This window comes from Candidatus Margulisiibacteriota bacterium, from assembly GCA_003242895.1.
In the GTDB taxonomy this organism is placed as follows: Bacteria; Margulisbacteria; Riflemargulisbacteria; order GWF2-39-127; family GWF2-39-127; genus GWF2-39-127.
In genome coordinates this window covers 1-24,187 of sequence record QKMY01000080.1, presented here as the reverse complement: position 1 = coordinate 24,187, position 24,187 = coordinate 1, and the positions used below count along the sequence as shown (strand labels likewise).

Here is a 24,187-nt window from a genome sequence, read left to right as displayed (position 1 = left end):
TTAAATTAATTGGTACTATTCTTATTCGCCTGCAAGAGGTTCGAGTTTTGTTGGCTTTCCAGCAGCAGTTCGTGCTGCGTCCCATTCTTTTTTCGACTGGGCAGCTTGGTCACCTGTCATAGACCCAATGATTTCAAAATAATCAAGTTGATACTCATCTTTCAGTACAGCTGACATTGGTTTGCATTTGACTGCATACACTGTCTGAATCGATTGATGATCAAAAGCCCTCCAGGTCTGTTTGTCTTTTAGTAGCTGGTATGTGTGACCTTCCAGAGCTTTGATCACAGCATCATTATCAAAAGATTTTGCCCTTTCAACGGCTGCTTTGTATTCATACACGATAGTATATGCAGATGCACCTGAAGTGTCTGGATATCTATTATACCTTTTTGTAAATTTATCAACAAAGGCAATTCCTTTTGGATAATTGTATTTTGTCGGGACTTGCCATGTCCATGGGATAGCTCCTATTACGCCATCCATGTTTTGCGGTCCACCACCTTCAGCCATACTCAGGGTAAGATTAGGTACCACAATTTTCATTTTTTTCTTGAGCCCCATCTGGTTGGCCAGCCTGACCGCCTTTGTCATGTCTTTACCGAATTCTACAAGGACAAGCACATCGGGATTAGCCGCTACAGCTTTTTCCAGGGCTATTTTGAAGTCTTTCCCTTCTGCAGTCGGAAAAGGTGTAAGAACCCCCGGGTGTTTCTTTTTATCTTCGGTACCGCTGAATTTTCTTACAGAATCCTCAGTGGACCAGCCCCATGTATAATCAGCCGTTATATAAAAATATTTTTTACCGGCAAAATTCTGTTTCAGGTAGGATGCCAATACTTTAGCGCCCATCCAGGCATTGTAGCATTCCCTGAATGTGTGCCGGTGTCCGTCCTCTACGGTCGTAGCATTGGAATAGGTGAGAGTTCCAAAAAAAGGCACTCCTTTTTCCTGGCAGATTTTGGCGGAAGCTACGGCGACACTACTGGCAGAACCGCCGAATACCATTTTGACTTTTTCATTATCGATCAGGTCAGTAACATTTTTATTTGTGATATCAACTTTGGACTGTGAATCACGAACTACCAATGAGACTTTATTCCCTAAGATGCCTCCGGCATTGTTGATCTCCTCAACTGCCATCTCTGCAGCCCTTATCTGGTCAAGTCCTTCTGCTGAATATGGTCCTGTTTTCGGGTAGTTTATTCCTAATTTTACCGTATCGGCAAACGCTGGTAATATTAATGTTGATAACAACATAAGAAAAACAAATAATAAATTTTTATTTCTCATTAACGACTCCTTTTATAAAAAATAGTATTTCTGTCTTGATGTGTACAAGCACCCCCTTTGTATGGAGTCTCAAACCTAAAGAGTTAAATATTGAACACTTTTACATTATCTTCGAGATCTCTTGCCATTGACTCGAGGCTCTGTATTTTATCTGTGAATGTTTCCATAGTAGCCGTTACTTCTTCAGTAGATGCGGAAACCTGTTCTATCGACGCAGAATTGTCTTCCGAAATGCCTGAAATGTCGGTTATTTTGGTTGTAACTTGTTGATATTTGTTTTTCATATTATCAGAAGCATTTTGATTCTGCTCAGAAATCACCTGTATATTCCCAATGGCAGAGACAACATCTTTCGAACTCGTAGTTAACTGCTGTATTGCATTCGTATTGGTTTCGATAATTGTCGTAATATTATCCATTGTTTTGACCACTTCTTCACTAGAGGCGGACATTTCTTCGGCAGCAGCAGAGATGTTTTGTATTTGATCTACGGTATTTTTCACTGCATCGATAATATTTTTAAGTGCCACTTTTGCTTGTTGAGCGAGTTCCGATCCTTTTTGAACTTCTTGAGTCCCGCTTCTCATCGATTTAACTGCAGTATTAGTTCCTTCCTGGATTTTTTTAATGAGTGTTGCAATTTCCTTTGTTGCTGTTCCAGAGCGTTCAGCGAGCTTTCTTACTTCGTCTGCAACAACTGCAAATCCCCGTCCGTGTTCTCCTGCCCGCGCCGCTTCGATAGCCGCGTTCAGCGCTAGCAGGTTGGTTTGCTCAGCAATATTGTCAATAACTTCTATTATTTCCTCTATTTGAGATGAGCTTTCTCCGAGTTCCGTAATTTTTTTTGCAGTATCTAATACGGTTTCTTTGATTTTCTCCATCGCAACCAATGTATTTGAAACAATTACTTCTCCGTCTTGAGCAATATCAGCCGTGCGAAGTGAATTTTGTGACACGCTTGTTGTCTCGTGTGTAACCTGGTCAATCGCTTGTGACATTTGATTTATTATTCTTTTTGTATTTTCTACATCAGCGGTTTGCTTTTTGGCAGCTTTTGCAATATTGGTCATCTCGCTATCATTTTGGTTAACAATATTTCCAGTGTTTTTAGTTGTTTTTACCTGTTGATTTGCACCTTCTGCAACATTAGTAATTTCATTCATAATAAGACCCATATCAACGATAATGCTTTTAACTGATTCTACTTGTTTTCCTGATCCTTCCGCGATCCCGTTGATTGCACATGCGATTTGGTTGACAGATTGCTTCGTTTCCTTTGATGTGCTGAGAAGAGAATTGAACTCAGATAAGACTCGGGAAGAAGATTCAGAGACAAGTTTAATGAGTTCCCTTAATTTTTCTATCATCGCTCTAACCGAGTCAGCTATTTCTCCGACCTCATCCGTGCTTGTTACATCAAGAGATGTTGCAAAATTACCCTCGGATAGTTGTTGAAGTACGCTGTTAATTTTTTCAATTGGTTTTATGATTTTTTTTGTAGTAATGTACGCGGCATATACTGCGATTATAATGATAATTAATGTTAATAGAATGACGACTATTATTTTATTAGTAATATTTTTCTTTAATTCTTTTACTTTTAGAGCCGCTTGTTCATCGATGATATCAATATAAACGCCTGTTCCAATAACCCAACCCCAAGGTTCAAATAACTTTACATAGGACAGTTTTTCATAACCGGTATTTTTCTCTTTTCCAGGTTTCGGCCAGTAGTATTTGACAAAACCGCTTCCCTTATGTGTTTTAACTTCAGTATTCATGTCTATAAACAGGTTGACTGGTTTTATGTTATCTTTAATGAGTGTATCGTTTTTTGAATAGGTTGCGCCTCTATAGAATACTTTATCGAATTTTTTTACATCATAAAAATCGGAAATATCAGTGTCATCGAGTTCCGATATAATCGGGTGCATAACCATCATCGGTTTTTCAGTATTAGTATGAATCCATAAATAGTCCTTTTTTTCCGGACCAAATCGTAAACTGCTTATGACACCTTTTGCCATATCTTTATCGTAAAAATCTTTATAGATTTTTTCAACGGTAACATATGCAATTTCGACAACATCTTTGAGGTGTTTTTGTGTTTCGGCTTCTGTTGTTTTACGATATTCTTTAAGTTCTTGCTGTAACGCGTAGTTGTCCCAAACAATATTGATACCGAGGATTAATACCGCTGTAATCAAAACGAGAAGAGACGAGAATACGGTGATTTTTTGTGTAAGAGAACCCTTTTTTGCCATTATTTACTCCTTTTTGAATTGTTTTAACTAAAAAAGATTATAAAGAGGTATAAAATAAAAACAGTTACAGCAAAATATTAAATGTTTGGGATGGAAATGTATCTTGGTTTTGTGAGCTATTATAATTATTAATCATTAGTAATTCACGAGAATGGCCTAACGTTTGCATATTGCGCCATTCGTAACTGTATTATGAGTCAAAGCTGTAATTGGTGAAAACACCTCCTCAAGCTGCAGGAATTACAAAAATCAATTAGTAATTCATATATTTGTTATTATAATTTAAGTAAACATATTTATTATATCATATTATTATATGGCATTTGCAATTAAATATATATATTGTTGTGAATTGTTGTAATAAAAATATTTTAAATATAGCGGGAAGCTATGCTTGAGGTGAATAATGGGTCAAAAAATTATTTTTGATTTTTCAAGCCAACCGACGTGTTCCTCATCCAGTTTAACTTTTATCCATTTGGCATCTTCCGAATTGAGTACTACAAATGTTTGGGCTCTTTTGAGCTTAGCTATTGGGGGGAATTCAATCCCATTTCCTTCTCGGACAACTGTGTCATCCACAATAATTATTCCTGTTTTATAACTTTTTTTGTTGTCAGACTTTAAATCCAGGGGGCTTTTTAAATAGGGTACGGATAAGAAAGCTATTATAACTAAAGCAGTTAATAAACTTGTTATCAATAATTTTACAGGTATCCTTTTTTTTCTGGAATAAATTTTTATAGACGGCGGCTCATCAGCCGTAAGCATAGTAAATTCGGTTTGTGTGATTTTAGGTATTTTGTTTTTTTTGGAAATAGATTTTTTTTTATCTGCCATCTATTTACCTCTTATCTAATAGTAACAAAAAAATATTGACAACTCAATGCTCTGACTCGAACCTGTCTTCCGGTTTAAGTTTTTATTTATTAATGATATTATCGAAAGAAGAGTTTAAACTGTCGTCTGGTGTGAGTAATATTATGGCTTTTTCATTTATACATTGCGCTGATCTGCATTTAGGTTTCAATCAATTCGGTTTGGATGAAAGATTCCATGATTTTGACAAGAGTTTTAGTAATATTGTTGATGTTGCTTGTCAGCGTAAAGTTAATTATTTTCTAATAAGCGGAGATATTTTCAATAAAAGGAATATTAACGCGTTTACTCTGGAGACAGTTGTAAAACATTTAAAGAGACTTAACAATAATAATATTACGGTTATCGCAATAGAGGGTAATCATGACAAGGCTTTCTATCAGGATAGATTCTCCTGGATGCATTACTTAGCCAAAAATAAATACATAAATTTGTTGAAACCGGTTTTTTCCGAGGGTAATTTTTCTGTTACTGCTTATGATCCTTTATTATGTAATGGTATGGTGTATGAAGATGAGTTTGTAAAAATATATGGACTTGGGTATTTTGGGAATACTCTTGGTGAAAAGATAGCGTCTCTGAGCGAAAAAATAGTTGCGGATAATAGATTTACCATCCTCATGGCGCATGGTGGCATCGGAGGTATAGAAATCGGAAGGCTCTCTCTTGATCAATTGCAGCCTTTCTATCATCTTTATGATTATTTCGCTTTAGGCCATCAGCATTCCAATCACGAGTATGACCGGAAAGTGTATATTCCTGGTGCCCCTGAGTACTATGATTTGGGCGAGGTAGGTAAGAAAAAAGGATTTTACTTTGTTGAGGTTGACGGGAAGAATAAGGTCGCTAATTTCATCGAAAGTAAAAAAAGGGATGCATTGTGCCTGACATTTGACGCTGGTAAACAGCATATTAATGAAAACCTCGATCAAATCATAGCCGAAATAGTTCACAAGGCTAGTCTATTTCAAGCGCCCCTCCTCCGGATATTATTTACGGGACAATCACATTTTTCTTTAAAAGCTCAAGATGTCGAAACCATTAGAAATGCTGTACTCGAAAAAGTCGGTGCTTTGTACATAGAGATAATTGATAATACCGGAACCGAACAGACCTCTATCAAATACTCGCAATTTGCCGGATCTATAACAGCAATAGAGCGTGCTATTATAACTGAAGAACTTATGAAAGATCCGAAGTATAGCGATGTCGTGCCCAATCTCGCTGAGTTTATTATGTATTTTAAACAAAAGATATTGGATGAGCCGGAAGCTTTTCTGGAAGAGTTAATCTGTATGGATATGGCAAAGGTCCTATATGAGAAAAAACAGGAAGTTAATGAAATAACAATACCAACAGCTCCTCCACTTATCGATACTGGCGAAAATGTCTCAGCGGAGATAAACAAGAGCGGAGGTAGTAATAATGATTATTTTCAAGCTACTTTGTTTTGACTGTACTTGTAGGGGCATAGCGCGCTATGCCCTTACAGCACTTATTTACAATTGATCCGAGGCTATATGAATGAAGATTGTTAAGCTATATATAGAAAATATCAAAGCATATGAAAGTGCCGCTTTTGATTTTTATGAGGGTATTAACTTCATCTGCGGACATAATGGCGTCGGTAAGTCCACAATCTTTGAATGTATAGGCCTTGTTCTTTTTAATAATCTTGAATACGTCATCGACGATTTTATCCGTTACGGAGAAAAAAAAGCAGTTATCAAGCTTTGGTTTGAAGCTGGAGATGAACGTGTCTATTGTATCCAGCGCAACATCGGGACATCGAAGAATTATTTTATAATAGATGAAGAAACAGGCGAAGAGCTGGATCTCCATGGAAATGACGATGTCCAGTCATGGTTAAAAAAGAACCTGGGCGATACGGTTGAACTTTCGCTCAAAGAGATTTTTTCCCAGATTATTGGGGTATACCAGGGTAAGTTTACGGAGCCTTTTTTGATGACCATAGAGGCTAAAAAAAATCATTTCAACCGGCTGCTGCAAATCGATCAGTACAAAAAAGCTAATAAATTATCAAGTAACTTTGAAACTTATTTTTCCGGACAGATCAAGGATAAGATGCATGAGATTGACAAGGCAGCAACTTCGCTGAAGTACTATAACGAGAAAGCATCTAAACTAGCCGATATTAATAAACACATTATTGAGCTTGAAAAACAAAGAATTGAACTGGTTTCTAAAAAGAACGCTGTCGGAGAAAAATACCTGCTGCTTGAGCAACTAAGAATAGTGCTTGAGCAATCAACCTCACAGCTGAATATTGCAAATATCGAGCTTAACCATCTAGAGAAAACGATTTATGAAAAAGAAATATTACTCAACAAATCTGAGATTGCAGTCAAAATCTGTGAAGAGAATAAGCAATCCGTCGTTGCTGTGGTGAATGCCAGAAAAGAACTTGATAAGCTAAAGTCTCAAGAAGAGATTTTCAGTCGCTTAAATAATGATATAAACAGCTTACAGGAAAAGATTAATATTCTACGTGTAAGAAAAGAAGAGAAAACTTCTCAATCCAAAAATAAATTCGATAAACTTAATGAAGATATTATAAGGGAAAGCTCAAAAAGTGAAGAAATCCAAAATAAGTTGAAAAACAGTGTAACAGCTTTCAACGAGCATGAAGAGCAGGTAAAGGTTATAAAGAAGCAACAAGAGGTCCTGGAATTATTCAACCGGATAATACAAGATATGCAAGTGTATCGAGAAAAAGCCCGTAATGTCTTTGATGAGAACCAGATGCTATCAGGAGAAACAAATGATATCCAAAAACAAATGGTCCGTATTGAGGAAATCAAAAAGGTACTGGATACTGCCGGTCAAATAAATTGCAGTTTTGAGTCATGCAGAGAGAAGCTAACCATACTTCAATCGAAATATGATGACTACAAACATAATGAAAATTTGCTGGAACAGGCAATGTGTCCGTTTTTTGAAACGAAATGCAATAATTTGTCATCAGACGCTAAGGTGATGGTTAATGATCAGTCGAAACAACTTGAGGCCAAAATTAACTTAGCCCAACAGGAGTTCAATGAACTACAGTTGAGCAAATCGCATCTTGAAAAAATGCAAGAAGAATACCGCACTTTAATTCAGCTGCAGAAGGTCCTTGAAGAGAAAGATGCCAGGATTAAGAAAAATGTAGAAAGTATCAAGAACGATCCTATCCGGAAGAAAGTTACGGATTTGCTTGAACAGATAGAAAAAGTAAATATATTGTTTCCTTTTGCACAAACTATTCAGGAAAGTTTTGATCGATATCAATTGCACCTCGATAGTTTTGTCATTCAATTTGATGCTCTAAATGAACTATGCAATAGTATGGGTGATTTCTATATTGTCTCGAAAAAATCTGAAGAAACTGATTTCTCCCAATTACAGGAAAAAAGAAATGCCGTGTTTAATGATATTTCTATAAACAAAAAATATAAAGAAGATTGTGATCAAAAGATTGCGAAACTAAAACTCGAATTAATCAACCTGGAGAAAGAGACTGTTCTGCTTAAAGCCCTCGAACTGGAGACCCTCGCTCTTGACGAATCCTTTGTTTCGAAGAAGTTACAAAGGGATAGCGTTAAGCTGGATATCGAAAGAATTGCTCAATTGAATTCTATTCTCGATAACAATAGGTCGCAGTATGAATTCTATCTGCAGCATAATGACAATGCGCAGAAGTATCCGCTTTATAAATCTGAAACGGCTGAGTTAAAAGCAAAAATACAAGAAGTGGTCCAGCGAATAGCAAATACAAAAATTATCCTTAAGGATAACCAGCAGGGTTTTAATGAACATGAATATAATTCTTTGAAAGAACAACGAGATAGCTCTATTATGGAGTCCAGTGCAAACGAGGAAAAAATTAAGTTGTTTTCCGAAGAAAGGGATCAACTAAGACGAGACATCGGAATGATAATCGAGATCAAAAAAAATATAGAAAACTGGGAAAAAGAGATTGAAAGTATCAAGAAAAAGCTTGAGATCATTCAGACGTCGAGAAGAGTTCTGGAAAAAATTGGAGAACCAATCGCTGCTATGTTTCGAGAACGGATATCTCACCTGGCCGAGAACATTTATCATAACATTTCGCAACAACATGCGAAGCTTCTATGGGGACAAGGGTATGAAGTGTATTTAATTGATAATCACAAGGGACGTGATCGGCAACGGGTGTTTCGCCAGCTTTCCGGTGGAGAACAAATGTCTGTTGCTCTTGCTATCAGGATGGCGCTTATTCAATATTTTTCCAGTCTGCGTATTGCTTTCTTTGATGAACCTACAACTAATCTTGATGAGATGCATCGGCATAATCTGGCGTCAATATTGCCAAAAATATGTGAGGATTTTGATCAGGTATTTCTCATCTCTCACGATGATAGCTTCGACTCAATAACTGATAATGTTTTGTCCATCTAGGGATATACCGAAGTTTTGTTGATTCCGGTATGTTCTCCAATTCCGTTAGCCTTCAAAAAGCATTCCTATTTAGAGTATCCGCACCTGTTACTAGGTTTAATAATGTACAAATATGGGTATATTGTTAATAACAAAAACGGATAACTATAGTAATTGTAAAAGTTTAAAATTATTTTGTTCCATCAAAGATAACAGAGAAGTTAGATGCAAGATTTTCAGATGATACAACGATATAGTTTATAAATACACATATATTTTAGAAAGGGGTTGGCTATGATGTTAACTGATAAGGAAATGAAAAGAATCATAGAAAAGATCCAAAAGATGGTGAAGACTAACTCTAAAATGTATAGAACGAAAAGAATAATATGCAGCGTTGATTTAGGTGTTGTAGTATTAGAGGTTAGTATGGGTTTAAATTAAATAAAAATGCATATATTTAGTAGAAAGAGTATTTGTGTCGAAATTATGGCTCTATTAAAATAGGGCTTTTTTTGTGTCTATAAATTGGCTGTTTTAATGATCGAGGTGCATACTGATTAATTTGATTACTAAAATAAAGTTGGTAAGGACGATGATATTATAAAATAAATAGGTTGCGTTAATAATAAGCTTCCTTGTGACTTTCAGCGCTAATGTAGCGCCTAACGCTGCCGGAGATAGAATTAGCATCGTGCAAAAAACCGCTAGCTTGATATCAAATGTAAGGTGAAACAGGCGACCGGAAAGCGCACCTAGGGATACAATTAGCATGGATAGGGATGAGGTTGCTATTGCTGTTCTATATGGTATCTGGTAGCGTTTAAAGTATTGTGGAATCCTGATCGAACTTCCGGCAACTGCGGTCAATCCGTAGAGTATTCCTAAGATCATATTGATAATAGAAGCCTCCGTTAGTTCTTGAAGAAAATGTTTTGTTGAGCTTTTTAGGTATACTAAGATAATTTTATAAAGGATCAATGTAGAGAGTGAATAAGCAATATATATAATGAAAAGAGTATAGAGATCTAGGTAAACGCAATATAATCCGCCGATAAATGCGCCTAAAAATGAGAATAACTCTAATAGATAGATAGTTTTTAAAGTAACGTGAACATGCTTAAAGAAAAATGCTGAGGTTACTAAAGCAGTTACGAAAGTTAGGAATATCGATAACGAAGCTGCCTCCCATATATTAAAACCGAAGAAGACGAAAAGAGGCAGATAAAGAATCCCGCCTCCTATACCTGTAAGGCTTGAAAAAAAAGCTATTAAGATGACTGCGATAGTTAAAAGTAAAACATTCACCAGGCCACCTTATTCTTGATGTTACACAACTTCTCCTGCCGATATATTTGCAATAACTAGCCCTGAAGCAATCTTTGGAAAAAAGTCGGTAGATTTTTGTGGCATACGTTCTCCTGCCCGGGCAACTTCTTTAACTTCGTTGATTTCTGTTGAATTAATTATAAAGCCTAATTGGTAGTTATTATTTTTTACTTCTCTGATCGTGCCCTGCGCACTTCGTTTATAAAAGACATTTGTTTGCTGTGCTAACTTATCTTTATCAATACCTAAAATGGTATCGAGGATCAACGTGTGTAATATTGAGACATCCAGCGATTTAGATTTAAGCGCAGGATCAATATATTTATCAATTAACGCTTCAGATTTTAAGGTGATAAGGAAAAGATTTTCTTCTCCATTAATAATCAGGCCAAAGGAATGTTTATTTGCTTTGATATCAGTAACAAATTTAGCTTCATCCATATATTTTGTAATGCTGAAGTTATTTGAAATCTCAGCAAGGAAATCATCTTTATCAAATTTTTCCAGATTTTTTATAAGTCTATGCGTTGGCAGTATCGTTAATCCGGGATCTTCCATCGCTATAAAAGTCATCATGCAGAAATTAAAAGCCTGTTGTTCGTTTGCTTCCGGGTGTTTAGCTTTTTGTTCGCGTTTATAATTAATATAGGTTTCATAACGATGATGTCCGTCGGCGATGAAGAGGTCCTTGTTTTTCATCTCTTTCTGTACGTAGGATATGAGGTCAGTATCGGTAATTTGCCAGAATTTGTGGATTACCTCGAAATCGTCTTTATAAGAGAAAAGGGCTGGTGTTTTATATTCGGTTTGGAGTTTATTCTGTAGCGTGTTGTTTTCATCAGAATAAAGTACAAATATCTGTTCCAGGTTAGCTCCGGTTGCTTGCAGTAGCTTAAGCCGGTCAGCCTTAGGTCCTGAAAGCGTATTTTCATGAGGTCTTATTACGTCTGGGGATTCTTCTATTTTAACCATAGAAATGAATGCTTTTCTTGATTTCGTTTCGCTTCCTTCGAATGAATATATTTGTTCATAGAGATAGACTGACGCTTCTTGCTCTTGTATTAAGATATTCTCTTGTTTCCACTGAGAAAAATAACCGGCTGCACGGGTATATTTGTTTGAACTTTCTGTATCGCCTGGCTCATCTTTTCCAAGGATAACCCTTACAATATTATATGGACTCTGTTCATAGTATTTATTTTGAGCGTCCGGACTTATTTTGTCGTATGGTTCCGTTGCAACGAGACTCATGTCATTATTTGTTTTGTCGAGATTATAACGTATTCCTTTAAATGGATAAATATCTACCATGATTAATCCTCTCTTTGTTTTACATTTTACGCGCTATAACTTTATCATTATTATAGCTTTTTGACAATTAATACGAATCAGAATAATGCTGCTTTTTATCATTCTCTCTGCGGTTGTTGGGTAGGGTAATCAATTTAATGTGAAATGCTTGTACGGAACGCCACTCACCCGGCGTAATAATTTGCTGTTTCGCTTCGCAAGAGAGGGAAACGTCGCCTGACAATAAAATAGAAAGTGAAAGCCTCTATACAACAGAGGGTGAGTTTTAAAAGGGGTATCATCTAACCCGATTTCGTTATCAGCTGAAGAATGCTTTTTAATTGCTTATATTCGGGGTCATTAAGAAATATTGACAGCTCTTTTACAATTTTTTCTGTAGGGGTGCCGAGTTCCAATTTCTTTTTTATAAGATAGTTGAGGTACTTAAAGGGATGATATTCACTAATTTGCTCGTTATACTTTTTTGTCATTTCCCGGAGTCTTGTTGTAAGTACTCTGATTAGAGCATTTACCCATATGGGATTGCTTTTTAGTGTAGCGGCAATAACCTCTTTTGGAATGATGCTGATAAGTGCATCTTCAACTACTCTTGCAGTGGCGCTACGGTAACTGTTATCAAGAACTGCTAGCTCGCCGAAAATATCGCCTGAATATAATTTTGTGATTTCGACTTCTTTACCGTGATGCAATTGAAAGATTTGGACGCATCCGGCTTTGACTAGATATATCTCGCCGGAGAGATCGCCTTCTTTGAATATAATATCACCAGTATAATAGAGCTTTTCCAGTGTCATCGCTTATTCTTCTTTTTATAGTATTCCCCCTGGTTTAAGAGGGGGGAATACTTAATTTGCTTAATGTTATATTAATGAATAGGTTTGAAGATAACCATGCCTAAGGGAGGAAGCGTTATGTCGATTGAAAATGGTCTATTATGTGTGCCAAAATTGTCTGCAAGTACGCCGCCATTATTCCCTCTGTTCCCACCGCCATATATTTCGGAGTCACTATTTATGATTTCTTTATAAAAAGCTTGTTGAGGTACTCCAATGCGATAGTGTTCTCTTAGAACAGGCGTGAAATTAAATACGAATACGAGAATATCCTCCGGATTGTTACCTTTTCTTATAAACGATATAATACTTGATTCCCAATCATGGAAATCGATCCATTCGAATCCGTAATACTGGAAGTCGACTTGATGGAGCGCTGTTTCATTTTTGTATAGATTATTGATATCCTTGACGAATTTTTGCAGTTTTTGATGTGGTTCGTATTGTAATAGATGCCATTCAATGCTGGTATTATGATTCCATTCAGTCCATTGTCCGATTTCTGCCCCCTGGAAAATTAATTTTTTCCCAGGATGTCCACACATGAATCCGTGAAGTAGCCGGGCATTCGCAAACTTTTCTTCCAAATTGCCAGGCATTTTGTCAAGAATAGATCTCTTTCCATGGACCACTTCATCATGAGAAAGTACTAAGACAAAATTTTCTGTAAATGCATAGAGTAGGGCAAATGTAAGCATTTCGTGGTGATATTTTCTATGAATAGGATCTTTTGAGATGTATTCAAGGAAATCATTCATCCAACCCATATTCCACTTTAAGGAGAAGCCGAGCCCTCCTGTATAAGTTGGATGAGATACGCCTCCCCAGGCTGTCGACTCTTCCGCTATTGTTAATACTCCAGGGAAGTAGTGATGCGCAAGTTTATTGAATAATCTGATGAAATGAACAGCTTCCAGGTTCTCTCTGCCGCCAAAGTAATTAGGTATCCATTCGCCTTCATTCCTGGAATAATCCAGATAAAGCATCGATGCTACAGCATCTACTCGAAGTCCGTCTATATGATATTTGTCGAGCCAGAAGAGTGCGTTCGCTATAAGGAAGTTCCGTATTTCGTTCCTTCCGTAGTTAAATATAAGAGTACCCCAATCTTTATGTTCCCCCAGTCGAGGATCTTCATGTTCATAGAGGGGTGTTCCATCGAAATAAGCAAGTCCATGCCCGTCTTTTGGGAAATGTCCAGGGACCCAGTCGATTAAAACTCCAATGTTATTTTTATGACAGTGATTAACGAAGTACATAAAATCGTGAGGATCACCGAATCTGCTGGTTACTGCATAATAACCTGTTATCTGATATCCCCAGGATCCGGAAAAGGGATGCTCTGCGACTGGAAGAAGCTCAATGTGGGTATAACCCATTTCTAAGACATAATCCACCAGCTTATGAGCTAATTCTTTGTAGGTTAAATATCGGTTTTCTTCTTCCGGTATCCTCATCCATGAACCAAGGTGTACCTCATAGATTGAAATCGGAGCTTTCATGAATGCATCTTCTGTTCTTGCTGACATCCATTGTTCATCATCCCAGTCGAAGTTGCTAAGGTCATATGTAACTGATGAAGTTTTTGGTGGAACTTCGTTAAAATAGCCGTACGGGTCAACTTTTTCCAGCAGATGCCCTGCTTTTGTTTTAACCTCGAATTTATAGTTCATATTGTTTGTGATTCCAGGGATAAACAACTCCCAGATTCCGGAATTGCCTAATACGTTCATTAGATGATATCTGCCGTCCCAGTAATTGAAGTCGCCGATAACGCTGACTCTTACCGCGTTAGGTGCCCATACGGCAAAGTGATAGCCACTAATCCCGTTTATTGTTTTCGGATGAGCTCCAAGAATTTCATAAACCTTGTTATTATTGCCTTCTCCAAAAAGATGAAGGTCCATATCTCCGATTATTTGCGGAAAGTTATATGGGTCCTCAACCGTATACTCATCGTTGTTGTAGTTTATAATCTTAAAGAAATATTGAGGGCTTTCCTGAATGTCGACGACAACTTCAAAAAAGTTCTCGTAGTAGACAGACTGCATTTCATGGGCAACGTCAGGATTGTTTTTGTCAATTACAAATATTTGTTTAGCATCTGGTCTGTATGCTCTTATCACGTGCATACTTCTCCAGTCATATTTGATAGGATGGGCTCCTAATATATCGCTAGGCCTTCCGTGGTCAGAGTTGATGATTGATTTGACTGGTGCTAAATCAGTAGTTGGATTCATTTTGTCATCCTTCCTTACAAATATAAATTAAATTGTTATGCTTATCAATTAAGCATAAATAGATGCTTAAAATTAAATATGAGATCATCTAATATGATATCAAAAAAAACAAAATTGAAAAGTATTTGCAACACAATGATAAATGATTTATGCAATTATGGCTAGTATTCTTTTTATAAAAAAAAGATTCTGATTTTATTGGTTGTTAATATTATAAAATACAGATATAAAATCTTAAGTATATATAAGCTTATTGATTTATTTGGGGATAATAAAAATGATAAATATATCCCGGTCAGAGGACAAACTATCATTTTGAACACTATATGAGTATAATAGTCATATGAGAATTTTGGGTATAGATCCTGGAATAGCGATAGTAGGGTATGGAATTGTTAACAAAATAGGGAATAGGATCGAACCGGTTGCCTATGGTAAAATAACAACCCCGAGTAGTATTCCTGTTTCTGAGCGTTTGTATATTATTAGTCAGGAACTTGCAGTAATTATTAAAGATACTCATCCTGAGGCTGTCGCAATAGAGAAGCTGTTTTTTAACAAAAATACCAAAACAGCTATGAACGTAGCTGAGGCCCGGGGAGCAATACAGCTTACGGTGAGCATGAATGGGTTGCCTGTTAGCGAATATACGCCGTTGCAGGTGAAGCAAGCTGTATGCGGATGGGGTGGCGCCGAAAAAAAACAGGTCCAATCAATGGTGCGGGCTCTTCTTAGTTTAAAAGAGGTCCCTAAGCCTGATGATGTTGCTGATGCGCTTGCAATTGCAATATGTCATGCCGAATCATATTTATTATCACAAAAAATTAAGGAATATTTAAGATGATATATTATCTTGAAGGAAAAATTATTGAGGTTGAAATAGATTCTATAATTATGGATGTTGGAGGAATTGGCTACGAAGTGTTTGTCTCCGCTAACTTTATTAAGAGTTTACCTTCTGGCATTGATTTTACAAAAGTATACATTTATCACCATTTTCGTGAAGATGGGCAAGCACTTTATGGCTTCGTATCAAAGAAAGATAAGGAAATCTTTAAACAATTAATCAGTATTTCCGGCATCGGGCCTAAAGGTGCCATGACTATGATGTCAAACCTGGAAACTGACAGGATAATTGAAGCTATTGTAAATGGAGATGCGCTCTATCTCTCTTCTGCTCCTGGTATCGGGAAGAAGACTGCAGCTCGTCTTATCTTGGAACTCAAAGGAAAACTAGCTAATGTTTCTGCCGAATTTGAAGTTGATATCATTTCACCGAAAGATCATTTAATAACATCAATCAAAAACGATACTGTTTCTGCCCTTATGTCTTTAGGCTACAATTCTAGAGAAATCCAGAAAACACTCAATGCTTTTTCTGAGGAAGATCGTTCGGCCATTAAAAGTACTGAAGATTGTATTAAGGTAGCTTTACAGAGAATAAAGAATTATTGACAAAATCTATTCACCAAGATAACGTTTTACAAGATTTTGCAGCTTTTCTATGTTAAAAGGCTTCCTGACAACTTCTGTAATTCCGCTCTCAATACCCTGGATAATATTTTCTTCGGACGCATATGCCGTGTTGCCTAAAATAGGAATGTTTTCAAGCCCTGGTACTTGACGCATGCGTTTTGTAGCTTCCCAACCATCTAGTATCGGCATTTTGAAATCAATGATTACTAAGTTAGGGAAAACTTCCATTGCCTTTTCATAGCCTACCTGTCCATTATTGGCAGTATAGACTTCATATCCTTCCATTTCTAGAAGGAGTTTAAGCGTTTGAACGATTGACGGTTCATCATCTACGACTAGTATCTTTTTTTTCATATATCGACTTATAAACCACTCTTTTAATTTATAACAAGTATATCACAGATGTAGTGAAACAAAAATGGGGTAATAAGGGATTGTTTAGGAGGAATTTAATGAGAAGGTTTATCTGCTTATTTTATTATAGTGGTTGGGAAATGTTGACTGGCTTTGTTTTGTTCATAAATAAATATTGATTTGTTTTTGAAGTTCTACCAGATCAAAGGGCTTTTCCAGAATAGTTTTTATCCCGTTATTTAGTGCAAACTGCCTATTGTCTTCAGTTGCATACGCAGTGATCCCTATTATAGGTATATCTTTATACTCAGGATGGGAATGGATTTTTTGAGTGAGAATAATCCCGTTGGTTTCCGGAAGTTTGAAGTCCATAAAAATCAGGTCAGGTTTTGTTTCCTTCAATATTCTTATAGCCTCGTGAGCTGTCGAGGCATGAAGTACGTCGAGGTTATATTGATTGAAGAGAAACTGTAATGAGGAATGAATAGACATTTCGTCATCAATTATTAATACCTTTTTTTTCATGATTATGGTTCCTTTTTATTTTATCGTTAATCAGTTTATTTTTATTGATTACCCGTTTCTAGAATTAGCTATAATAATTTTATAAGAAAATAATAATTATTTACAAGTCCAAATTTTGTACTCGACGAAAGTGACCAAGGGTGAATAATAAGACGATGGATTCTAATCTGCGATGTCTTCCCTTATCCGGCAACTGGTCCTCTTTGGAGGTTGCAGATTGTTTCCCTGTTTTTCCCGCCCCCTGTTTTTGTTGTGCGTACAGGTGCTAAATATTGTTTGCTGTATGTGTTATAAGATGTCATAATTTATATAATTGATATTCTATAGTAGTAGCAAATGTTTAAACGGAGAATATCCTGAAATGATTGTTTCTTTTAGCTAATTGTTGAGTGTACTTGACAAATACGTTTTTAATATGAAAAAATTGAACTAAAAGGTGGGTAAAAGTGCAATACTCTATTTTAATTGTTGATGATGAACATATCATTAGACAATCTATTGAGGCAATCTTTAGCGAGGATTATGACATCTACAAAGCTTGTAGCGGTGAAGAAGCTGTAGGAATAATTCAAAAAAATCACATTGACTTAGTGCTGCTGGACATGAGAATGGTAGGCAGTATCGATGGTATCGCAACCTTAAAGCTGATCAAACAGCAAGATGCTTCGATTGAAGTAATCATGGCAACTGCTGTAAAAGATAAATATATTCTTGATGAAGCGATGAAGCATGGTGCATGTGATTATATTGAAAAGCCTTTTGATATAGATGATCTCATTAATCGGGTATATCGCATACTTTTCGAAAAAATGAAGCAGTATTAATCAGATACTCTGAAAAAATCCATTGCAGGTATGTTAATTCCCAACAACAATATTTACTAACTTATTCGGTACGACTATTTCTTTTATAACTTTTTTTTCTCCAATTGTGGTTTGGATTTTTTTACTGTTCTTTGCAATAGCTAACAGTTCTTCATTATTTGTTCCAACTGGTACTTCAGCTTTGTCCTTAATTTTACCATTCACTTGGAATACTATTGTGATTTCGTCATCTTTGGCAAGGTTCTCATCGTACTCCGGCCATGGATGGAGATACATAGGCTCATTATTCCCAAGTTGGCTCCATAATTCTTCACATAGATGAGGAATAAATGGTCCGAGGATCAGTACAAGTGTTCTAAGCGAGTTTTTAGTAAGTTCTTCCTGGTACATTAAGTTAGTAAGTTCCATTATTTTTGCTATAGCGGTATTGAATGAGAATTTATGAAGATCGTTAGTTACATTTTTAACAGTCTTATGAAGCATTGTAAGCAGTTTTCTTGTTTCTGGCTTGTCCGGAGCATTGATATTATTCTGGACGAGTCTCCATACACGGTTAACAAATCTGTAAGATCCTTCTACGCCTCTGTCGCTCCAATCCAATTCTTTTTCTGCCGGTGCTGCAAATAATATGAAAAGCCGGGCAGTATCCGCACCGTATTTTTCGAGTATTTCTGTCGGGTCAACTACATTTCCTTTTGATTTAGACATTTTAGCGCCATCTTTTATAACCATACCCTGGGTAAGGAGGTTTTTGAACGGCTCACTTACTGGAGATATTTCGCAGTCATATAAAAACTTTGTGATAAACCGGGAATATAGCAGGTGTAATATTGCGTGTTCAATGCCGCCGATATATTGGTCAACCGACATCCAATATGAAGCCATCTCTTTATTAACCGGCAAGCTGTTTTCTTGAGGACTGGTATATCGAAGAAAGTACCAGGAAGAACACATGAATGTGTCCATAGTTTCGCTTTCCCTTTGTGCAGGTTCGCCGCATATCGGGCAAGTAGTGTTTAAAAATTTATCTGAAGTTGCTAACGCCGATTTGCTTCCTACAATAGGTTGTACATCAAGTGGAAGTGTAATCGGGAGATCTTTTTCTTGTACTGGAACTATGCCACAGGTGTTGCAATGCACAATTGGAATTGGAACTCCCCAATATCTCTGGCGTGAAATAAGCCAGTCTCTGAGTTTGAAATTGACTGTCTTTTTTCCATAGTTTTTTTCTTCAATGTAATTTGCAATATTCCCAAGGGCATCTGAGCTCTTCTGTCCATTAAATGGAGTGGAATTAATCATTATTCCTTCGTTGACATAGGCTTCGGTAAGGTTTGTAGATTGCTGTCCCGTTGGACTAATTACCTCGATGATATCTATGTTATATTTTTTAGCGAAAGCAAAATCTCTTGTATCATGGGCAGGAACAGCCATAATTGCTCCGGTACCGTAATCCATGAGTACGTAGTTTGCTATGAAAATTGCTATTTTATTTCCATTAACGGGATTGATTGCGTAGCTGCCGGTAAAAATCCCTTCTTTTTCAGAGAGCTCTGAAGTTCTCTCTATTTTGTTCTGGTTTCTCATTTTCTGTATGGATTGCTCTATATCAGATTTATTTGGTTTATTATTGATGAGTTTTGGGATTATCGGATGTTCAGGTGCCAGGACCATAAACGTCATTCCGTAGACAGTGTCCGGTCTTGTTGTATATACTGTTATGCACTCGTTTTCATTTTCTACCAATAGATTGATTTCTACTCCGGTGCTTTTTCCGATCCAGTTTGTCTGCATGATTTTTACGCTGTCCGGCCATCCTTGAAGTGTCGAGATATCTTGCAGTAACCTTTCTGCGTAATCTGTTATTTTAATAAACCATTGCTTAAGGTCTTTTTGTACAACTATTGTGTCGCATCTCCAGCATTTGCCATCTTTGACTTGTTCATTTGCAAGGACCGTGCCGCATTTTTCACACCAGTTAACTGCGGCTTCTTTCTGATAGATGAGCCCTTTTTCCAATAATTTAAGGAAAATCCATTGAGTGAACTTGTAGTAATCAGGTTTGCAGGTGGTAACTTCTCGGTCCCAGTCATAGCTGAGTCCAAGTGATTTGAGTTGGTTTTTCATCCGGGCTATATTTCGATCAGTCCATTCGGCAGGATGGATATTTCTGGATATTGCCGCATTCTCAGCCGGAAGTCCAAAAGCATCCCAACCCATTGGATGTAACACGTTAAACCCGCTCATTCTTTTGAATCGCGCAACAACATCTCCTATAGAGTAGTTACGCATATGGCCCATGTGAAGATCTCCTGAAGGATAGGGGAACATTTCAAGTGTGTAGTACTTTGGCTGGTCATTGATTTCAGATTTAAAAGCGCTGGTTTCGTTCCAGAAGCGCTGCCATTTTGATTCGATGTCACTATGATTATATTTGTTTTCTGTTTCCACGCCTTAACACCGCCATTATCTTTATGTTATGATATTGAATCGATTTAATTTCTTGAGTTTATATCACAACTATTATATTATTACTTACTGAGTATAGCAAGATATGAAAGCAATGGGTCCGGGATGGTATTTTAATGATATCTGGAAAAGTTTGCCAAAACAATTCTATTATTAAATTGTTAGTTTATTCTGTGTTGGATACCCGAATGAGTCAAAAATATCTTAGCGCAATCAAGGATTTATAATGAAGAAATTAAAAATTTTAGTCGTTGACGATGATAAAAGTATTCGGCAGGTTCTGACCTTTGCCTTGCGGGAATATTATGATGTGACGGCTTTGAGTGATGGTCAAGAGGCAATTGATTGTCTATATGTTGAGCATTTTGACATCATTCTTCTAGATATACGGATGCCTCGTTTAAATGGAATTGAAGCATTAAAAATTATCCAAAAGATAGCGCCGGATACTGATGTGATAATGGTTACTGCTACAATTAATTCTGATATTACCTCAAGTACAATGAAGCTCGGTGCATTAAATTATCTTACTAAACCCTTTGAAATGGAAGATTTGTTAAAAATTTTATTCAAAATCTCTAAGAAGAAGCACATTATGGATAAAAGCAATAAGATCCAGGATCAAATTGTTGAATCAAATGAATTTGGGGAATTGATTGGTGAAAGCGTTGAAATTAAGTCAATTAGATCTTTTATCTCAGAGGTCTCCGGAACAGGATCTACCGTGTTGATTTCTGGTAATAAAGGTGCTGAGCATGATCTTATTGCTCATTCTATATATCAGAATAGTAATTATAAAGAGGCTTTTAAAGTTGTTAACTGTGCAAGTTCTTCTCAAGTTTTAGAAGAAGAGCTTTTTGGCCGTGTATTTGAAGACAAAGATTTTAACGAGATGCCGGCTATTGGATTTCTCAAGATTGGAGACGGAGGTACGTTGTATATCAAGAATATTGAGAAGATGCCTCTATTTACTCAGAGAAAAGTAGTCGCTTGGTTAGAGGATCGCTTCAAGGGCCCTGTTAATCCGGAGATTAAGATTCGGATCATACTAAGTACAACCGTTGATATTCCCGAAAATATTCAGGACAAAACTTTTGATGAGGAACTATTCCACTATATTAATGAGTCAACAATTTCAATACCATCATTAAGTATGAGAAAAGAGGATATTCCTTTAATAATTGATTATTATTTGAATAAATATAATAAGGAGTTTGGTAGCAATTGTAAAATGGCCCCTGAGGCCAGGGATATTCTCCACAATTATGAGTGGCCGGGTAATACTGCCGAAATTAGTAATGTAATAAGTAGGTTGGTGTTGATTTCTAAAGGCGAAAATATATTGTCTGCTAGAATTCCTTTAAATATAATACTTAATACGAGAAAGAGGAAACCACCTCTGAATTTTTGCTATTCTGAGCTTTTAGATAATTTCGTTGGTCATTTGGTCTCAGATTTGTATGCTGAACATAGTGGAAATAGAGAGGTAATAAGCACTATTCTTGGTGTGAGTAAGAAAAAGATCGACATAATTCTTTCAGGTATAACTTGATATTAATCAATGGTATAATAATATAGTTAGGTATCTAATTTCACAGACTTTATAAGTCATTCTTCTAATATAATTTTAATTAATATATATTATCAATAATTAATTTTCTTGAATGAAAAACTTAATATTTCGTAATTTATGTTGTGATTGTCAAATGATTGGTTTTGAAATATGAAAAAAAAAGAAACATATAAATCGTCCAAATTTGATGATCGGGAAGAAGATTCCGCAGCTCTTAAGATTTATAGGATGCTAAGCCATTATCTTAGTTTCTCAGATGAAGAAATGCCTTTTGATGACATTTTAGAAGAAGTCATTAAAATTCTGGACCTTGACAGTGCAGGTATTTTTATTTTTAACCAGGAGAAGAACCGTGTTGAAAAGACATATATCAGAAGCAAATTAGAAAACTTATATAAGAACATTAATCCCCTCGACTTTCTCCATTTTATTCAAGAGGAAAGAACCAGTATTTTAATTAAAGATGACGAAAAGCTTAGCGACTATGGTGTTAATTACCAGGATATGGGTAATGAATTTGTTGTCGTTCCGGTTTTATTGCTGAATAATATTATCGGACTGGTTATTGCCAGTAAACTTTCCTGCCGGAACATCCTTGAATATGCTAAATTACTTGAAATGTTTTCGTTGCAGTTAAGCTGGATATTGTACAATCATGATTTGAAGGCCTCATTGAATGATTCTAATGCAAGTCTGGCAATTGCAAAAAAGGAGTTGGAGGAAGCAATTGAGCGTGAAACTTCCGAGCTCATAGACAATGAAAAAAAGATTGAGCAAATACAGTCACAATTGATCCAAAGCGAAAAGTTCTCTGCGATGGGAAAGCTGATTACCGGTGTTGCTCACGAGATCAAAAATCCTATGACTGGGATTAAAGGCTATGTTTCCCTTCTTTCAAACCTGTTTGATAAGCTTGGGTTAAGAAAAACTCATAATAATTTAATAGAGGGATTGGAGATGTCAGTATCGCATTTGGAGTCTGTCGTTACTAATTTTCTTTCATATTCGAGAAAAGATGAAGGAAAATTTGAAAAGGTCAGTATTGTAGATGTATTGAGAAGGACCGAAGCTATAATTAAAAACTTTCTTCAGATTAGAAAGATTAAGCTTACCATAAAAAATGAGGAAAAATTACCCAAGATATCTGGTGACCTTAATCAGCTTGTGCAAGTGTTTATGAATCTTATTATCAATGCTGAACAGGCAATTTTCTATAATGATGGCATTATAGATGTATACTCATATTACAAGAATGACCGTGTTTTTGTTGAGGTGAGAGATAACGGAATCGGAATAAAAGAATCTGATACCTCCCGAATATTCGAATCTTTTTTTACTACTAAGGGCTTAGATAAGAGCTCTGGAATAGGTCTGTCAGTAACGAAACAAATTATCGACACCCATGATGGTACTATTGATGTGATTTCGAAAGAGATGTTAGGGACGAAATTTGTTCTATCTTTTCCTGTTGCCTATAGTTGAATGTGTTAATTTTTAAATATCATTTTTACTTAATCGTATGTTATACTTAATAAGAGAGATAGATATCAAAAACTGTTAACTTACAGTTAATTTGAAAAGCGGATTATAGACAGCTTTTTTTTTATTAATCTATATTCATAATGAAATTAGCTTTTTTTAAAAAAATTTGATATTATATTTAGTAGATAATTTTAAGGTAATTTTATTTAAAGGTAACGTTAAAGGAGATATAAATGTCTGTACAGAAAGATTTAGTTATATCAGAAATTGAACAACTTGTTGTATTTGACTTGGCTGGTGAACAATATGGAGTCGATATTCAATCAGTTCAAGAAATCATTAGAATGCAAAATATAACTAAAGTTCCTAAAACACAAGAATTTGTCGAAGGTATAATTAATCTTCGAGGTAAAGTAATTCCTGTGCTTGATCTAAGAAAACGGTTTAGTTTAGATGTTACACAAATGAGCGCTGAAACAAGAATTGTTGTCATCGAGATAACCGGTATTGTTATTGGAATGATTGTTGACGCCGTTTCGGAGGTTTTGAGAATCCCTCATTCATCTGTCGAACCGCCATCCCCTATAGTAGCAAATATAGATTCGGACTTTATAAAAGGTGTAGGCAAGCTGGATGATCGTCTTATTATTATTCTGGATGTTCACAAAATATTTAGTAATCAGGAAAAAGATCATTTACATGAAGTGGCAAATAAGCGGGCCATGCAAGCGAAAGAGGCTAAAGAACTAAAAGGATAAAAAAAGTATTTACATTAAACTATAAAATGAGGGCATACCAATTGGTATGCCCTCATTTTATGTGCGCCCAGCATGGGCGCTTTCTAGTCGGTGAAAGTCCGATATGGGGGTTGATAGTGCCAACCATTAGCTCAAGACAAGGGTGTCCATCGTGAGGT

Annotated in this window: 18 protein-coding genes; 8 read left to right on the top strand and 10 right to left on the bottom strand. The window is 36.2% G+C overall.

Going from position 1 to position 24,187, the window contains the following annotated elements; genetic code table 11:
* Window positions 1–21: 21 nt before the first annotated feature.
* The 3 genes from DKM50_14020 to DKM50_14010 form a co-directional block, all read right to left on the bottom strand.
* On the bottom strand, window positions 22–1,293 hold the full coding sequence (locus DKM50_14020; GenBank protein ID PZM77050.1) for a branched-chain amino acid ABC transporter substrate-binding protein: 1,272 nt from the start codon (window positions 1,291–1,293) through the stop codon (window positions 22–24).
* 83 nt (window positions 1,294–1,376) lie between these two features.
* On the bottom strand, window positions 1,377–3,557 hold the full coding sequence (locus DKM50_14015; GenBank protein ID PZM77049.1) for a hypothetical protein: 2,181 nt from the start codon (window positions 3,555–3,557) through the stop codon (window positions 1,377–1,379).
* 411 nt (window positions 3,558–3,968) lie between these two features.
* Window positions 3,969–4,397: a hypothetical protein gene (locus DKM50_14010; protein ID PZM77048.1), complete on the bottom strand. Its 429-nt coding sequence runs from the start codon at window positions 4,395–4,397 to the stop codon at window positions 3,969–3,971.
* 92 nt (window positions 4,398–4,489) lie between these two features.
* On the opposite strand from DKM50_14010, the gene DKM50_14005 reads away from it, so the two are divergent.
* Window positions 4,490–5,890 (top strand): hypothetical protein, encoded by a 1,401-nt coding sequence (locus DKM50_14005; GenBank protein PZM77047.1) that lies wholly within the window; start codon window positions 4,490–4,492, stop codon window positions 5,888–5,890.
* Window positions 5,891–5,960: 70 nt separating this feature from the next.
* Window positions 5,961–8,876, top strand: a complete 2,916-nt coding sequence (locus DKM50_14000) for a hypothetical protein (protein ID PZM77046.1) — start codon at window positions 5,961–5,963, stop codon at window positions 8,874–8,876.
* 516 nt (window positions 8,877–9,392) lie between these two features.
* Here the strand turns inward: DKM50_14000 and DKM50_13995 are convergent.
* The 4 genes from DKM50_13995 to DKM50_13980 form a co-directional block, all read right to left on the bottom strand.
* Window positions 9,393–10,166 carry a hypothetical protein gene (locus DKM50_13995; protein ID PZM77045.1) on the bottom strand — a complete coding sequence of 258 codons (774 nt, stop codon included), beginning with the start codon at window positions 10,164–10,166 and terminating at the stop codon, window positions 9,393–9,395.
* An 18-nt stretch (window positions 10,167–10,184) separates the two neighbouring features.
* The gene (locus DKM50_13990; GenBank protein ID PZM77044.1) at window positions 10,185–11,495 is read right to left on the bottom strand and encodes a DUF1015 domain-containing protein; all 1,311 of its coding nucleotides are present in this window, start codon (window positions 11,493–11,495) and stop codon (window positions 10,185–10,187) included.
* Between the two features lie 281 nt (window positions 11,496–11,776).
* Window positions 11,777–12,289: a hypothetical protein gene (locus tag DKM50_13985; GenBank protein ID PZM77043.1), complete on the bottom strand. Its 513-nt coding sequence runs from the start codon at window positions 12,287–12,289 to the stop codon at window positions 11,777–11,779.
* Between the two features lie 71 nt (window positions 12,290–12,360).
* Window positions 12,361–14,568, bottom strand: coding sequence for a 1,4-alpha-glucan branching enzyme (locus DKM50_13980; GenBank protein PZM77042.1), 2,208 nt, complete (start codon window positions 14,566–14,568; stop codon window positions 12,361–12,363).
* Window positions 14,569–14,911: 343 nt separating this feature from the next.
* Between DKM50_13980 and DKM50_13975 the strand changes: the two genes are divergently transcribed.
* Window positions 14,912–15,412 (top strand): crossover junction endodeoxyribonuclease RuvC, encoded by a 501-nt coding sequence (locus DKM50_13975; GenBank protein PZM77041.1) that lies wholly within the window; start codon window positions 14,912–14,914, stop codon window positions 15,410–15,412.
* Entirely contained in the window at window positions 15,409–16,023 is a 615-nt protein-coding gene (locus DKM50_13970) for a Holliday junction branch migration protein RuvA (protein PZM77040.1), read from the top strand. The genes DKM50_13975 and DKM50_13970 overlap by 4 nt, the downstream gene beginning before the upstream one ends.
* Window positions 16,024–16,029: 6 nt before the next feature.
* Here the strand turns inward: DKM50_13970 and DKM50_13965 are convergent, their stop codons facing one another.
* Complete coding sequence (locus DKM50_13965) at window positions 16,030–16,398, bottom strand: two-component system response regulator (GenBank protein PZM77039.1); 369 nt, start codon at window positions 16,396–16,398, stop codon at window positions 16,030–16,032.
* A 162-nt stretch (window positions 16,399–16,560) separates the two neighbouring features.
* Window positions 16,561–16,923 carry a response regulator gene (locus DKM50_13960; GenBank protein PZM77038.1) on the bottom strand — a complete coding sequence of 121 codons (363 nt, stop codon included), beginning with the start codon at window positions 16,921–16,923 and terminating at the stop codon, window positions 16,561–16,563.
* Between the two features lie 446 nt (window positions 16,924–17,369).
* Here DKM50_13960 and DKM50_13955 point away from each other — a divergent pair, with 446 nt between their 5' ends.
* Window positions 17,370–17,747, top strand: coding sequence for a response regulator (locus DKM50_13955; GenBank protein PZM77037.1), 378 nt, complete (start codon window positions 17,370–17,372; stop codon window positions 17,745–17,747).
* 33 nt (window positions 17,748–17,780) lie between these two features.
* Here DKM50_13955 and DKM50_13950 read toward each other — a convergent pair whose 3' ends face one another.
* Window positions 17,781–20,198: a leucine--tRNA ligase gene (locus DKM50_13950; protein ID PZM77036.1), complete on the bottom strand. Its 2,418-nt coding sequence runs from the start codon at window positions 20,196–20,198 to the stop codon at window positions 17,781–17,783.
* Between the two features lie 244 nt (window positions 20,199–20,442).
* Between DKM50_13950 and DKM50_13945 the strand changes: the two genes are divergently transcribed.
* From DKM50_13945 to DKM50_13935, 3 genes are all read left to right on the top strand, one after another.
* Window positions 20,443–21,768, top strand: a complete 1,326-nt coding sequence (locus tag DKM50_13945) for a hypothetical protein (protein ID PZM77035.1) — start codon at window positions 20,443–20,445, stop codon at window positions 21,766–21,768.
* 171 nt (window positions 21,769–21,939) lie between these two features.
* Window positions 21,940–23,271 (top strand): hypothetical protein, encoded by a 1,332-nt coding sequence (locus tag DKM50_13940; GenBank protein PZM77034.1) that lies wholly within the window; start codon window positions 21,940–21,942, stop codon window positions 23,269–23,271.
* A 233-nt stretch (window positions 23,272–23,504) separates the two neighbouring features.
* The gene (locus DKM50_13935) at window positions 23,505–24,029 is read left to right on the top strand and encodes a chemotaxis protein CheW (protein PZM77033.1); all 525 of its coding nucleotides are present in this window, start codon (window positions 23,505–23,507) and stop codon (window positions 24,027–24,029) included.
* The last annotated feature ends 158 nt before the right edge of the window (window positions 24,030–24,187 follow it).

Coding starts and splice junctions, on each gene's coding strand:
- DKM50_13940 (PZM77034.1), top strand. CDS start 21,940: ATGAAAAAAAAAGAAACATATAAATCGTCCAAATTTGATGATCGGGAA.
- DKM50_13965 (PZM77039.1), bottom strand. CDS start 16,398: ATGAAAAAAAAGATACTAGTCGTAGATGATGAACCGTCAATCGTTCAA.
- DKM50_14020 (PZM77050.1), bottom strand. CDS start 1,293: ATGAGAAATAAAAATTTATTATTTGTTTTTCTTATGTTGTTATCAACA.
- DKM50_13985 (PZM77043.1), bottom strand. CDS start 12,289: ATGACACTGGAAAAGCTCTATTATACTGGTGATATTATATTCAAAGAA.
- DKM50_13960 (PZM77038.1), bottom strand. CDS start 16,923: ATGAAAAAAAAGGTATTAATAATTGATGACGAAATGTCTATTCATTCC.
- DKM50_13935 (PZM77033.1), top strand. CDS start 23,505: ATGTCTGTACAGAAAGATTTAGTTATATCAGAAATTGAACAACTTGTT.
- DKM50_13945 (PZM77035.1), top strand. CDS start 20,443: ATGAAGAAATTAAAAATTTTAGTCGTTGACGATGATAAAAGTATTCGG.
- DKM50_13970 (PZM77040.1), top strand. CDS start 15,409: ATGATATATTATCTTGAAGGAAAAATTATTGAGGTTGAAATAGATTCT.
- DKM50_14000 (PZM77046.1), top strand. CDS start 5,961: ATGAAGATTGTTAAGCTATATATAGAAAATATCAAAGCATATGAAAGT.
- DKM50_13990 (PZM77044.1), bottom strand. CDS start 11,495: ATGGTAGATATTTATCCATTTAAAGGAATACGTTATAATCTCGACAAA.
- DKM50_14005 (PZM77047.1), top strand. CDS start 4,490: ATGATATTATCGAAAGAAGAGTTTAAACTGTCGTCTGGTGTGAGTAAT.
- DKM50_13980 (PZM77042.1), bottom strand. CDS start 14,568: ATGAATCCAACTACTGATTTAGCACCAGTCAAATCAATCATCAACTCT.
- DKM50_13975 (PZM77041.1), top strand. CDS start 14,912: ATGAGAATTTTGGGTATAGATCCTGGAATAGCGATAGTAGGGTATGGA.
- DKM50_14010 (PZM77048.1), bottom strand. CDS start 4,397: ATGGCAGATAAAAAAAAATCTATTTCCAAAAAAAACAAAATACCTAAA.
- DKM50_14015 (PZM77049.1), bottom strand. CDS start 3,557: ATGGCAAAAAAGGGTTCTCTTACACAAAAAATCACCGTATTCTCGTCT.